The organism is Myxococcus qinghaiensis (assembly GCF_024198215.1).
GTDB lineage: Bacteria > Myxococcota > Myxococcia > Myxococcales > Myxococcaceae > Myxococcus > Myxococcus qinghaiensis.
On the sequence record NZ_JAKCFA010000036.1, the window covers coordinates 41496 to 54643 of the forward strand.

The 13148-nt window shown below is 67.8% G+C and carries 15 protein-coding genes; 9 read left to right on the plus strand and 6 right to left on the minus strand.

The window, feature by feature from the left end:
- Positions 1-10 precede the first annotated feature (10 nt).
- The 3 genes from LZ199_RS42220 (at position 11) to LZ199_RS42230 (ending at position 1810) form a co-directional block, all read left to right on the plus strand.
- Entirely contained in the window at positions 11-310 is a 300-nt protein-coding gene (locus LZ199_RS42220) for a hypothetical protein (protein ID WP_253999480.1), read from the plus strand.
- A 109-nt stretch (positions 311-419) separates the two neighbouring features.
- Positions 420-1409 (plus strand): C2 family cysteine protease, encoded by a 990-nt coding sequence (locus tag LZ199_RS42225; RefSeq protein ID WP_253999481.1) that lies wholly within the window; start codon positions 420-422, stop codon positions 1407-1409.
- Positions 1406-1810 carry a hypothetical protein gene (locus LZ199_RS42230; RefSeq protein WP_253999482.1) on the plus strand — a complete coding sequence of 135 codons (405 nt, stop codon included), beginning with the start codon at positions 1406-1408 and terminating at the stop codon, positions 1808-1810. Before LZ199_RS42225 ends, LZ199_RS42230 begins: the two co-directional genes overlap by 4 nt.
- Here LZ199_RS42230 and LZ199_RS42235 read toward each other — a convergent pair.
- Positions 1807-2670 (minus strand): SDR family NAD(P)-dependent oxidoreductase, encoded by an 864-nt coding sequence (locus tag LZ199_RS42235; protein ID WP_253999483.1) that lies wholly within the window; start codon positions 2668-2670, stop codon positions 1807-1809. The genes LZ199_RS42230 and LZ199_RS42235 overlap by 4 nt on opposite strands.
- A gap of 71 nt (positions 2671-2741) precedes the next feature.
- Between LZ199_RS42235 and LZ199_RS42240 the strand changes: the two genes are divergently transcribed.
- From LZ199_RS42240 to LZ199_RS42250, 3 genes are all read left to right on the plus strand, one after another.
- Positions 2742-3443, plus strand: coding sequence for a TetR/AcrR family transcriptional regulator (locus tag LZ199_RS42240; RefSeq protein ID WP_253999484.1), 702 nt, complete (start codon positions 2742-2744; stop codon positions 3441-3443).
- Between the two features lie 57 nt (positions 3444-3500).
- Positions 3501-3842: a DUF2845 domain-containing protein gene (locus LZ199_RS42245; protein WP_253999485.1), complete on the plus strand. Its 342-nt coding sequence runs from the start codon at positions 3501-3503 to the stop codon at positions 3840-3842.
- 186 nt (positions 3843-4028) lie between these two features.
- Complete coding sequence (locus LZ199_RS42250; RefSeq protein ID WP_253999486.1) at positions 4029-4622, plus strand: biotin transporter BioY; 594 nt, start codon at positions 4029-4031, stop codon at positions 4620-4622.
- 15 nt (positions 4623-4637) lie between these two features.
- Here the strand turns inward: LZ199_RS42250 and LZ199_RS42255 are convergent, their stop codons facing one another.
- Complete coding sequence (locus tag LZ199_RS42255; RefSeq protein ID WP_253999487.1) at positions 4638-5366, minus strand: YopT-type cysteine protease domain-containing protein; 729 nt, start codon at positions 5364-5366, stop codon at positions 4638-4640.
- A gap of 272 nt (positions 5367-5638) precedes the next feature.
- Positions 5639-6175 carry a carboxymuconolactone decarboxylase family protein gene (locus tag LZ199_RS42260; protein WP_253999488.1) on the minus strand — a complete coding sequence of 179 codons (537 nt, stop codon included), beginning with the start codon at positions 6173-6175 and terminating at the stop codon, positions 5639-5641.
- 115 nt (positions 6176-6290) lie between these two features.
- Here LZ199_RS42260 and LZ199_RS42265 point away from each other — a divergent pair, with 115 nt between their 5' ends.
- Positions 6291-6863, plus strand: a complete 573-nt coding sequence (locus LZ199_RS42265) for a MarR family winged helix-turn-helix transcriptional regulator (RefSeq protein WP_253999489.1) — start codon at positions 6291-6293, stop codon at positions 6861-6863.
- A 107-nt stretch (positions 6864-6970) separates the two neighbouring features.
- On the plus strand, positions 6971-8176 hold the full coding sequence (locus LZ199_RS42270) for a hypothetical protein (RefSeq protein ID WP_253999490.1): 1206 nt from the start codon (positions 6971-6973) through the stop codon (positions 8174-8176).
- A 171-nt stretch (positions 8177-8347) separates the two neighbouring features.
- Here the strand turns inward: LZ199_RS42270 and LZ199_RS42275 are convergent, their stop codons facing one another.
- On the minus strand, positions 8348-10012 hold the full coding sequence (locus tag LZ199_RS42275; RefSeq protein WP_253999491.1) for a carboxylesterase family protein: 1665 nt from the start codon (positions 10010-10012) through the stop codon (positions 8348-8350).
- Between the two features lie 189 nt (positions 10013-10201).
- On the opposite strand from LZ199_RS42275, the gene LZ199_RS42280 reads away from it, so the two are divergent.
- A complete protein-coding gene (locus tag LZ199_RS42280; protein ID WP_253999492.1) occupies positions 10202-10498 on the plus strand; it encodes a hypothetical protein in 297 nt (98 codons plus the stop codon).
- Positions 10499-10834: 336 nt separating this feature from the next.
- On the opposite strand, the gene LZ199_RS42290 is transcribed toward LZ199_RS42280, so the two are convergent.
- Complete coding sequence (locus tag LZ199_RS42290) at positions 10835-12490, minus strand: FAD-binding dehydrogenase (RefSeq protein ID WP_253999493.1); 1656 nt, start codon at positions 12488-12490, stop codon at positions 10835-10837.
- 45 nt (positions 12491-12535) lie between these two features.
- Positions 12536-13063 (minus strand): ureidoglycolate lyase, encoded by a 528-nt coding sequence (locus LZ199_RS42295; protein ID WP_253999494.1) that lies wholly within the window; start codon positions 13061-13063, stop codon positions 12536-12538.
- Positions 13064-13148: the final 85 nt, after the last annotated feature.

The window sequence follows — 13148 nt, forward strand, 5'->3', positions numbered from 1 at the left end:
AAACAGTCACATGGCATCCGACACCATCACACTCATCAAGGGCCAGGGGCCCGTCGCGCTTCCGGAGAAGCCCCACCTGCGCGTGGCCAGCGGCAACTTCTGGCCCGAGGAAGTGGAAGCCAAGGGGGGGCGCGAGAAGCAGCTCACCGCCGGCCTCTTCATCATCGACACCCGCACGTCGCCCTCGAAGCAGGAGCATGTGCGCGTCCACGCGTCCCAGGTGGTGGAAGTGGACGGAGCCTCGCTCGAAATCCTCGAGGTCAGCGGCGCCGAGGGCACCGAGCCCGCCATCCACCTCAAGGTCCGCTGAACGCCGCACGGACAGTGCGGGCACGAAGCAACTTTTGCGCTGACATCGCGATAATCCAGACATGCACTACTGACGCCCTTGGGGGGGCGACAGTCCAAGGGGAACATCCATGAGCTTCAAGATTGGGAATGAGGGGTCCCGCGTCACCCAGACCCTCCCGAAGGCCACCGAGACGGTCCAGCCGCAGGTCAAGACGCAGGAGGCCCGTCAGCAGCAGCCCGAGTGGGCGAGCGCCCGGACGCAGGACGGCATGATGCCGCCCAGCCGCCGCGAGCAGTTCGCCGCCGCGCTGTTCGGCGCCACTCCGCAGACCAGCGGCGCGGAGAGCCCGAAGACGAAGGACCCGAAGGCGCTCGACACCAACGTCACCTACGGCCCGGTGAAGAACGGCAGCCTCTTCGAGGCGGGCACCGACGGCGTCAACGCGCACTGGAACGACGTGCAGCAGGGGCAGATTGGTGACTGCTACCTGATGACGTCCATGGGTGCGATTGCGCGCGCCAACCCGGCCCTCATCGAGAACATGGTCAAGGGCCCGGACGCGTCCGGCAACTACAACGTCACCTTCCAGGACAAGGGCAAGCCGGTGACCATCACCGTCACCCCGGACCTGCCCCTGAACTCCAGCGGCAACCCGGCCTACGCCGCGACGCCCCAGGAGGGTGGCAAGGCGGAGCTGTGGCCGGCCCTCGTCGAGAAGGCCTATGCCCAGTGGAAGGGCGGCTACCCGAACATCGTCCATGGCAACAGCGCCAACGCGATGGAGGCCATCACCGGCAAGAAGAGCAGCAGCCTGGACGTCGGGGGCGCCACGCTGGCGGACCTGGAGAAGCGGCTGAACGCGGGCGAGGCCATCACCGCGGGCACGCACGACGACATCAAGTTCCTCGGCATCGACCTGCCGGACGGCACCGACAAGCCGCTCTACAAGAACGGCACGCTGGTGGCGGACCACGAGTACTTCGTCTCGGGCGTGGACACCAAGGCGGGCACGGTGACGCTGCGCAACCCGTGGGGCTCGGGCACGCTGGACATCGTTCTCACGGAGGCGCAGTTCCGTGAGTCCTTCCAGTACGCCAACACCAACCCGACGAAGTGAGTCGACGGGCGGCGGGCACGCGCGGGTGGACCGGACTGGCACTGGCCCTGGGGCTGGTGCTGTCCGGGTGCGCCCGTGAGACGCCCGCCGTGGCGCCCGCCTCGGCGGAGCAGCCCGGCACCTTCACGCTGACGAAGAACCACGGCCCGCTCCAGGTGACACCCCACCTGAGCCTGGCCACGGGCAACTTCTGGCCCGAGGACACGGATGCGGGCGTGCGCGGGTCCACCGCCGCCCTCTTCATCTACGACTCGCGAGTCGTTCCACCGGAGCAGCGGCACGTGCGCGTGCACGTGGGCCAGACGGTGGAAGCGGCCGGCGAGGTGTTCGAGGTCCTCGAGGTCATCGACCGCGGGGACGAGCAGCGCCTGCGCGTGAGGCTGCGTCCGCGTCAGCCCTAGACGGAGCGGGCGGGCAGCGCGGGGGCTTCACGCGGCTTCAGCATCCCGGCGGCCATGCGCACGGTGAAGGCTCGCGGCGCGAAGCGCGGCAGGTTGGCCTGGAGCCAGTTGCGCCAGCCGGCGATGAGCGAGGCCTTCCCCTGCTCCAGTCCTCGGAGGCCCGCGAGGGCCACCTGCCCTGCCGTGGCCACCGCCCCCACCGCCACCTGGCGGGTGCCCACCACGTCGAAGAAGGCGGTCTCCACGGGCCCGGGGCACAGCGCGAGCACCCGCACGCCCCGCTCGCGGTTCTCCGCCCAGAGCGCTTCGGAGAAGGACAGGACGAACGCCTTCGTGGCGCCGTAGATGGCCATGTACGGCAGGGGTTGATACCCGGCGGTGGACGCCACGTTGATGATGCCGCCGAGCCCCCGGGCGACCATGTCCGGCAGGAACAGGTGGCTGGCGTCCACGAGCGCGGTGACGTTGAGCATCACCTGCTCATGCTGTCGGGCCAGGGGAACGGCCTCGAAGGCGCCGTGGGTGGCGAAGCCCGCGTTGTTGATGAGCAGGTCCACGTGCAGGCCGCGCTCGCGGCACTGCGCATGGAGCTTGCGCGCGGCGCCCTCGTGACTGAGGTCCAGGCTCAGCACCTCCACCTGGACGGCGTGCTGCTTCACCAGCTCGGCGGCCAGGGCGCGCAGCTTGTCTTCCGAGCGGGCCACGAGGACCAGGTTCATCTTCCGCGCCGCGAGCAGGCGGGCGAAGGCCTCGCCGATGCCGGAGGACGCGCCGGTGATGAGCGCCCGGCGGCCCTGGTAGGGGAAGGGGCCCGAGGTGGGCGCGGGGGAGACAGTGGAGGATGTCGAAGCGGTGTGCATGGGTCCAGAATGTGAGCTAGGACTCACGTTCGCAACTCGCGTCGGTGCTCACATTTGAAGGAGGAAGGGTCATGCCACGCCGTCCCCCCGTTTCCCGTCGGAGGAAGCCCCATCAGGACCGGGCGCAGGCCACGTGTGACGCCATTCTCACGGCGGCTGCTCGCGTTCTCGTCAAGAATGGCTATGAGGCCGCGAGCACCAATCGCATCGCCAGCGAGGCCGGGGTGAGCATCGGGTCGCTCTACCAATACTTCCCGAGCAAGGAGGGTCTGGTGATGGCGGTGATGGAGCGGCATCGCACGCGCTCGCTCGAGGGCTTCGAGGCGGAGCTGGTGCGACTCGCGAGCCAGCCATTGCCCCAGGCGATTCGGGCGCTGGTCCGCCAGCTGCTGACCACGAAGCTGGAGAACCCCCGACTGCACCAGGTGTTGCATGAGCTGGTGCCGAGGATGCGGCAGTTGGGACAGGTGGACCCGCACGAGCAGCGGCTGTTCCGCCTGGTGCGCGCCTTCCTGGCGCCGAGAGTCGCGGCGCTGCGTCCCAGGGACCTCGACATGGCGGTCTTCATCCTGGTGCACTCGGTGGAGACGCTGTGCATCAAGGCGGTGTCGGACCGGCCGGACTATCTGACGAACGAGACCTTCCTCGACGAGCTGTGCGCGCTGATGCAGGGATATCTCCAGCCAGTGGGGGAGTCCGTGCGGCCCGCGCCGAAGCGGGCGACGGGACGGGGGAGAAGCCCGGCCTCGCGGGAAATCTCCCCGCGCTCTTGAATATCCTGGGCGCGCCTTCGTCCGTCGCACACCCCCGCTTTATTGGAGCTGCCCCGCATGCGTACCCTCCTTGCCGGCCTCGTCCTCGCCTCCCTCATCGTGCCCTTCCGTGGTGAAGCGGCGTCCATGCGCTGTGGCAGCAACCTCATCGCGGATGGCGCCACCCCGTCCGATGCGCGCATGAAGTGCGGAGAGCCCATGAGCACGCACGTCCGACAGGAGTCGACCTCCACGAAGAACCGGGTTCGCGAAGGCAAGGAGAACTCCTCCACCACGCAGACGGTGACGGTCCAGGTGGAGGAGTGGACGTACAACTTCGGGCCCAACCGCTTGATGCAGGTGGTCACCTTCACCGACGGCAAGCTGACCGACGTGCGCAGCGCGGGCTACGGAAAGTAGAAATCCGCACCGCCAGGGTGGAGACCACGTCCGGGCTCACCACGAAGCCGGACTCCGCGTCGCGAGAGCGAAGCGCGGAACGCTTCGCGACCTTGCATCAGCGTGCATCCTCACCGAGCATCGGTCCGTGTCTCCCCTTCTCTCCGTGTCGTCACGCGGCTCGCACTTCTCGCTGGTGGGCCGGCGGTGAGCGCGGACGCCCGTCCCTCATCGCACCGCGTCCTGGCTGACGTCTTCGTGCGCACGCGAGGCCAGGAGGCGGCGCTCGTCCTCGGCGCGGCGCTCTTCACGGCCTTGCTCGCGCAGGTCGCCATCGCGGCGCCGGGGTCGCCGGTGCCCGTCACGGGCCAGACGTTCGCGGTCGTCCTCACGGCCGCCGCGCTCGGGCCCGGGCGTGGCGTGGCCGCGCAGCTCGCCTATCTCCTGTTGGGAGCCGTAGGGCTGCCCTTCTACGCGAAGGCGGCCAGCGGCTGGGTCGCGCTCATCGGGCCGACTGGCGGCTACCTGGTGGGCTTCCTCCCCGCGGCCTTCCTCATGGGCCTCGCGGCGCGCCACGCCTACGACAGGCGCCCGAGGACGGCGGTGCCCCTCTTCCTCGTGGGACAGCTCGTCATCCTGGTCATCGGCGTGTGCTGGCTCAGCGTGGTGGCCTCGCTCGACCTCGCCACGGCCATCCACAAGGGCTTCGTACCGTTCATCCCCGGGGGACTGCTCAAGGCCGCCCTCGCTGGGGTCGTCACCGCCTTCGTCTGGCGACTCGTACAGACTCGCGAAGCCTGACCTCCCCCAGGAAGGTCATTGGCAGTGCAGCAGGTTCCACCGGTTCGTCTTGTAAGGACAGTCCGGGCCCATGAACTTGTTGATGACAAACGCCGCGTCCTCCTCGGTGGAGGCGAAGACCTCGCCGAAGTTGGGATCGAAGATGTAGAAGTAGGTCGAGAAGACTCCGCTCGAGCGATAGATGGCCAGGGCATGCTCCGAGGAAGTCGTGCCATGCATGGGCGTGACGACATAGGCGGACTTCTTCTTGATTTTCTCCGAGGCAATCGTCTGGGCGGCTTCGGCGTTCGTGACCGTGACGTTCGTCAAATCCGAAGGGGGGACCTTCAGCTTCTTCATCACGAGCAGCGCGCTCTTCTGAAGCTGGATGCCCTCCACGTCGACCGTGGAGAAGCGCTCCATCCTCTTCTCGTTCCCTCCCAAGAACTGAATCAGAGCGCTTCGCTCCTCCATGAACCCTGACTTGCCCACGAGGATGAGTGCTTCCTGCATGTGGACCATGTCCATCACCTTCTTTTGGCGGGCCACGTATCTCTGGTGGAGCGCGTGCAGCTCGATGGCCTCGTCCGTGAGCAGTTGGAGTCGCGTGTCCACGGCCTGCTTGGGGACGTCCCACTTGTCCTTGTCGCTGTCGAGGATGTGCCTCACCCAACGGCTGGCCAGGGCGAGACAGAACCCGCCAGCAGCAAGCCCCTTGCTCAGCGCGAGCTTCTTCTGACTGAACTCCGTCAATTTCCTGGTCATGGGCCGCCCTTGGTAAACCGACACCAAGAGAGCAACCCCTATGCCAATGCGCTCACGGGCGCGGACCACCCGGGGAGCTTCCTGACCTGTGTTTGGACGTCCCCGGGAGTGCGTTCGGAGACAACGGATGTGCGTCCTGGGGGGAAGCAAACCCGTGCTCGCGGCGCGGCAATCCCATCGACGTGCGAGCGTGGGAGCATCGACCCATTCCGCGGCAGGGTGTCTGAAGCCCCCGGGCGCCGCGACCGTGCCGGCGCCCGGCGCGTGGAGGCTCAGGCGACGCGAGGGAAGTCCACCTCGGTGCCAGCCACCACGTTGAGGTAGTTGGTGAGCACGTTCTGCGCGACGGCGGCCACCACCTCCACCAGCTCCGCGTCACTCAGCCCCACCTTGCGAGCCTGCGCGAGCTGCGGGCCCACGTCCGCCGCCCGCGTGCGAGCGATGGCGACGGCGAGGTCCAGGATGGCCTGCTCGCGAGGGTCCGCCGAGCGGCCGGTGCGGAATCCCGTCAGCTCATCCGCCTTCACGCCGTGCCCCTTCGCCAGCGCCGTGTGCGCGGAGAGGCAGTAGGTGCAGCGGTTCAGCTCCGCCACCGCGATGGCGATGGCCTCCTGCGTGCGCGGAGACAGCTTCGCGCCGCCCATGGCGTTGAAGTAGCCCGCCACGGCATCGAGCGCCGCGGGGGAGTGCGCGAAGGTGGAGAACATCTTGGGGACCGTCCCGAACTTCGTCTTCAGCGCGGCGAGCGTGGGCTCGGAGGCGGCGGGCGTGTTCGAGGGGCCAACAGGGGCGATGGTGGGCGTCGTCATGGGGTGCTCCTGGAGACAGCGGGTTGAGCGGCAGGTTGATTAGTATCGATTCGAAACTAAATGCGCCCGCCACCTCCGCTTGTCAAGTCAGTATCGACACGATACCTTTGTACCCATGGGTGGTGACCGTCTCTACGCATTGCTCGAGCGACTCGGGAACCTGCTCCGCACGGAGGAGCGGGCGGCGGGGCTGCCACACGGGTTGCAGCCGGTGCACCTGCAGGCGCTGCGCTACTTGCAGTCGTGCAACCGCTACAGCAACACGCCCGCGGCGCTGACGGAGTACCTGGGGCTCACCAAGGGCACCGTGTCCCAGACGCTGCTGTTGCTGGAGGAGAAGGGTCTGCTGCGAAAGCAGGCGGATACGGAGGACCGGCGCGTCATCCATCTCCTGTTGACGGAGGCGGGCCGCGCGGTGCTGAAGCAGGCCTTGCCGCCGGAGCTCTTCAAGCGGGCGCTGGCGAAGCTGCCGGGTGATGGCGCGGCGCTCGACGAGTCCCTTACGGAGCTGTTGCGCGCCCTGCAGGCCGCGAATGCCCAGCGCAGCTTTGGCCCGTGCGGTACCTGCAAGCACTTCCAGCGAGAGGGCTCGGGGCGCTTCCGCTGCGGCCTGACGCAGGAGCCGTTGTCGCGCGAGGACAGTCAGTTGCTGTGCCGGGAGCACGAGGGCATCTCTCCCGGTCACTGACGTCCGGCGAGCACCGCGTGCTCGGCCTCATGAAGGTGCGACAACTCCAACCCACCTCCGTTCTCTCATCACGATGAGCTCTCCGAGGAGCCCATTGCTGAAAGCTCATGCCCCAACGCCCCGAGCCCTCGTTGTCCCCCGATGACCTGGAAGCGCTGAACGACGCCAACATGTGGGTCGAGAAGCTCCGACACCTCGCCAACATCGAGGTCGAGCACCCTTCGTACCGTCCCGACTCCGCCGAGGGGCAGATTCCCACGCACAGTCAGGGTGTCTTCCATCACCTGGGCATCCGCCACCTTCGCTGGCGCGCCACGGATGGCTCTGGACATGGAGGTGCGCTCGCCCTCCTCCGGGGCCGGTGGTTCGAGAAGGACGCGGCCTACGATTTCCCGCCCGACGTCCACGCGATGATTGTGGACGTGCACAATGACCAGGCCATGGCCTTCCTCTCGTACAAGAAGGACGAGGACGTCGACCAGGCCCAGGTGGTGGCCGCCGCCGCGGGCGAGGAAGGCTCCGCTGTCTCCATCGCCCGGAGCATGGGTGAGTACCTCCGAAAGGCCGTGGCGGCCCGATTCTCCAACTACTGGTTCCTGGAGCCGGACCTGGGGAGAGCCACACGGGACTGGGTGGATGCGCAGCCGCTGCGCGACGAGCCCAACTTCGAGGTGAAGGTGGAGGCCGTGGAGCCCGCCGACGCAGGCGCGCTGCGGGCCCAGATGCTCGACTGGCTCTCCAGCCGAGGCCGCAAGTCCATCGCCGTCGCCGCGGGCTACGAGGGCACGGATGGAGCTGGCCTGTCGCGAGCCATCGAACAGGTGCTCGCCACGGGCAAGCCCGCGGCCCAGAAGAAGCTGACGGCCCGGCTGTTGAAGGATGGCGGAAATGACTATCGCCGGGACTTCTTCCTGGACCCGCTGCCCGAGGGGCTCTTGGCGGTGCGTCTGTACACCACCCGGCTCCGGTCGGCCCACCTGGACCCCTCGCGCTCCACGCTGTCTCCCTGGCCGCTCCAGCTTCTCCTGGATTGCTCGGGAGCGGAGGCGCTGCACCAGGCGGTGGGGAACCTCGACCACGTCCGCTTCTCCTCGGCGCGCTTCTTCGACATCGCCGAGCGGTTCATCGTGAACGCCTTCGCCAGGCAGCCCGAGAAGACGCTGCCCCAGGGGCGGGTCCATGGCCAGTTGCATCTCGTGGCGCTGCTCCCTCGGGCGCTGCTTCCCACGGGCTGCGAGCCAGGCGCGACGTTCCACTCCATCGCCCCCGCTGGCGACGGTACCTACGACGGCAAGGTCCTGAAGAGCATCTGAGCGCCTCGACCGTTCTGTCGCGAGCCTGTGGGCGAGGACCTTCAGTCTTCCCAGCAACCAGGACATGGGGGAGTCGCGGAGGTGGAGCATCTCCGGCGAGGCGCGCCTGATTCGCTGAACTCGTGCGCCCTGGGCGGCCATTCGTCAGGGGCGCCCAGGGCAGAACGGGCCTCAGGGCCTCCGCTGTGCGAGCAGCCACTCCCAGACCTTGGCGTCCTTGTAGACGGTGTCCCAGATGCCATGGCCGCCGGTGTTGTAGAGCGTGAAGAGGACCGGGTGCGCCGGCCCCGCGCCCGTCGTGTCCACGGACGTCTGTCCGCTGAGCCACTCCCACTTCTTCGTCGCGGGACGGAAGAAGGCCGTCTGCGCTTCGTTGGGCGCGGTGTAGGTGCTGAGCACGCCGCTCGTCCCGCCCATGGCGGTGCCGAACTGGTCGAACCAGGCGGCGGTGGCCGTGTAGCGGTACTGGCCGTCATTGACGGCGTGGAACGCCCAGACGCCGAGCCCCGAGGCAATCATCCCATTCGCGTAGGCCTGGTCTCCCGGCCAGGACGTCGGGCACGCGGCGACGACACCCGCGAGCCGCGAGGGGAACGTCCTGGCATAGGAGAGCGAGCCTCCGCCGCCGAGGCTCAGGCCCGTCATGTACACGCGGCGCGGGTCGACCTTGAGCTGCGAGACGATGTGGTTGAGGAAGGGGTGGAGCAGGTTCTCTGCCTCCCACGGACTCCAGGTGCTGCCGTTCGACGCCTGGGGCGAGACAAGGATGAAAGGAAAGTCCTTCCCCAGGTTGTCGATGTAGTTCTGCGGCCCATGCGCGCGGACCCGCTTGAGCTGCGTGGGCCCTCCGTCCCCTGTCTCCGTCTGTCCGTGGAGGAAGAAGACGATGGGCCAGTTCGAGCCCTCCTGATAGCCGGGCGGCAGGTACAGGACGTACCCGTAGTTGCCGGGCGAGGACGCCGTCCTGTAGACCTCCGTCGTCGTTCCGCGGCCCGTGGGCGCCGCAATCACAGTCACCGTCGTCTTGTTCGACGTGCTGGCGCCGTCGTCATCCGTCGCGGTGAGTTCGAAGATGTACGTCCCGGCCACCAAGCCCGAGACGCTCGTGGTGAGAGAAGTGGGGGTCGTGAGCGTGGCGGTGTTGGGGCCCTGCGTCTGGACCCACTGGCGCGAGACGATGGAGCCATCCGCGTCGCTGGCGGTGCCTGACAGCGTGGCTGTCGTCGTGGGCAGCGTCACCGTCTGGTTGGCGCCGGCGGAGACGGTGGGGGGCGTGTTCGCCGGGCCGCTCGGGTCCACGGGGCTGCCGTAGATGACCAGCTCGTTGGTGGCGCCGTACAGCGTCCGGGTGAAGCGCAGGTAGCGGGTGCGCTGGGTGATGGGGAAGAGCTTCCATTGCTCCCACAGGTTCGTGCTGAACGTGACGACGGGCGTCCACGCGCCGGGGGCTCCGACGTCGAACTGGATGGTCCCCGTGTCATACGTGTCGAAGACACCCAGCTCCGTGAGGTCGTGGGCCTCGCCCAGGTCAATGATGAAGCCCATGGGGTAGGCGCTGGCGTTGTAGACGACGTTGGCCCAGCTCGTCGCGGGCTTGAAGCTGGAGCCGCTGCGCGGGTCGCCGATGGCGGCCTGTTCGTCATAGAGCGCCGCGTAGTTGCCCACGGCGGGACGGACGTCATCCACCCGCACCATGGAAGGGGTGATGGGAATCTTCACGCTGGTGGCGAGTGACTGTGCGTGGGTTTGTGGCGCGGGAGTGGCGTCATCACTGGGGGCTCCGCAGCCCATGCTCCACGCCAACAGCGCCACGGCCTTCCACGAAGCGGTTCTCATCCGGGTGTCTCCTCGCAAGGGGAGCGCCCCGAAGAGGCAATGATGATGCCACTCGTGGATTATTGTAATTTCATGGATTTATGGGCGGGACCCTGAGGAGTCCACCCCGCATGATGAGGGGCCCGCCCCCAGCAGACAGACGCCGCCTGGTGCATGATTGGGTTCTCACTTCAAGCCAAGGAGTCGAGCATGCGTACGTCACGTCTTGTCCTCGCGGTCGCCTCGCTTTCCTGTTCGTGGCTCATGGCGTGTGGCGGTGATGATGCCCCCAACGGTGGAGAGCCGATTCACGAAGCCGTGGGCAATCAAAAGGAGGCGCTCTATCCGGACTACGACCCGAGCATTCACTGCCTGGTCAGTTCGGCCTACGTGCCCTGCGGCGATGGCCTGTACATGTACGCGTACTCGAGCAGTTCCTGGGGTTACTACATCGAGCGCAACGTCTGCGCCTCGCACCAGGGGCCCATCATCTGCCCGTATGATTGACGACGTCCATCCTGCTCGCGGAAGGTCTGTCGTCAGCGCGATGTTCGTGAGCACGTTGGCCTGACACCGAGGGCCTCGTAGGCTCGTCCACGAGGCCCATTCGGAAGGCGCCGCAAAGTCCAAGTGGCCATGGCTCTGAGCCAATGGTCAGCCTACAGCCCCTTGACCCATGAAGAGCGCCTCCGGCAGGCCAGTGCCGCGCTCCTCGCCACGCCTCCACCCGCCGGCTGGCGCCCGCTCAGCCACGACGACGAGTTCCTCCGCACCCTCCTCCCATACGACACCGCCTGCCCCACAGGCCCACGGCGGCCACACCGCCGAGGGCCCCCACACGCTCTACACGGTCTTCACCAGCGCCCGACCCGCCGCCCGACCCGAGAAGATGCACCCACCGAGGAACGTGCCCTCCAGCGCCCGATACCCGTGCACCCCTCCTCCACCGAACCCGGCCACCTCACCGGCCGCGTAGAGGCCGGGAATCACCTGTCCCTGCGCCCCGAACACCTGGCCTGACAGGTTCGTCTCGAACCCGCCCAGCGTCTTGCGCGTCAGCACGTTCAGCTTCACGCCGATGAGCGGCCCCGCCTTCGGGTCCAGGATGCGGTGCAGCTTCGCCGTGCGCACCAGCTGGTCCCCACGGTACCCGCGCGCCTGTCGAATCGCGGCAATCTGCAAGTCCTTCCCGAACGGGTTGTCCAACTGCCTGTCCCGAGCGAGCACCTCGCGCTCCACCGTCGCGAAGTCGAGCACCTGCTTCTCCGTCTTCGCGTTCATCCCCTCCACCAACGTCCGCAAGTCATTCGCGACGACGAAGTCCGCGCCGTGCTCCTTGAACGCCTCCACCGGTCCCATCGCCTTCTTGCCCACCGCCCGGTTGAGCACGCCCTTCCAATCCTTGCCCGTCAGGTCCGGGTTCTGCTCGGAGCCCGAGAGCGCGAACTCCTTCTTCAGAATCCACTGGTTCAACACGAACCACGAATACTCGTACCCCGTCTTCAGGATGTGCTCGAGCGTCCCCAGCGTGTCGAACCCCGGGTACAGCGGCGGAGGCAAGCGCTTGCCCGTCGCGTCCAGCCACAGCGAGCTGGGCCCTGGAAGAATCCGGATGCCGTGCCGAGGCCAGATGGGGTTCCAGTTCCTCAACCCCTCCGTGTAATGCCACATGCGGTCGCGGTTGATGAGCCGTCCACCCGCCGCCTCCGTAATCGCAATCATCCGCCCGTCCACGTGCGCCGGCACGCCCTGCACCATGAACTTCGGCGCGGGCCCCATGCGCTCGGGCCAGCTCTTGCGCACCAGCTCGTGGTTGCCGCCAATGCCTCCCGACGTGACAACCACCGCCGAGCCTCGCAGCTCGAAGTCCCCCGCCGTCTCCCGAGGGCTGCTCACCCCACGCTCCACGTCCGAGGGCACCAGCTTCATCCCTCGCACCCCCACCACCGCCCCCGCCTCGACGAGCAGCTCGTCCACCCGGTGCCGGAACAGGAACGTCAGCGTCCCCTTCTCCCGCGCCGCCTGCGCTCGCCGGATGAAGGGCGCCAGCACCCCCGGCCCCGTCCCCCACGTCACGTGGAAGCGAGGCACGGAGTTGCCATGCCCCACCGCGCCATAGCCACCGCGCTCGGCCCAGCCCACCACCGGGAACCAGCGCATGCCCTGCGCGTGCAGCCACGGGCGCATCTCCGTCGCCGCGAAATCGACGAAGGCCTCCGCCCACTTCCGGGGCCAGTGGTCCTCCTCGCGGTCGAACCCCGCGGTGCCCATCCAGTCCTCGAGCGCCAGCGCGTGCGAGTCCTTGATGCCCATGCGCCGCTGCTCCGGCGAGTCCACCAGGAACAACCCGCCGAAGGACCAGAACGCCTGTCCTCCCAGGTTCTGCTCGCCCTCCTGGTCGACCACCGTGACGCGCTTGCCCGCCTCCGCGAGCTCCGTCGCCGCGACGAGCCCCGCGAGCCCACCACCCACGACGATGACATCCGCCTGCTGTCCCATCCGGAGCCTCCCAGGTCCCAAACCAACGGAGGCCGGATGATAGCCTCAGTCGTCGACCTGGACGCGCACCCTCGACGCCTCGGCGAACTGACGCACCACGCAGTCCCCCGCGCTCCCGTCCTCCCAGGCCAGCATCGCGAACTCCGCCGGGGAGTCCAACGCGATGATGGGGTGGTGCCACACGCCCCGGTGGTAGTTCACGCCCTCCCCCGGCCCACACACGAAGGCCTCCAGCTTCTCCACGTCCGGGCCTCCCTCAGGCAGGCTCGGCGCGACACACACCAGGTACCGCTCGCAGCGCATGGGCAGGAACGCCTGGCTCGAGTGCGGATGGTGCTCCAGCAGCTTCACCGTGAAGGGCAGCCCCTGGGGCACCGAGCGGAACACCGCGAGGTTCGGCTTCGCCGAGTCCCGCCCGTTCTCCAGCCGCGCCGACCAGTCGAACCGCACCGCCGTGCCCTGATTCGCCGACGCCCCCGGCCCCAGCCCCGCGGAGACGACGTCACCAAAAGGGGCGAAGCCTTCCGGCGACAACTTCCGCGCGACGATGACTCGGGGCTCGTGCTCACTCATGCCTGAAGCATAGCCCCGGGGCCCCTCGACATTGCCATGGGACTGTCATGGTCAACCCCTCTCCACCCGACGTCCCGAGTGGTCT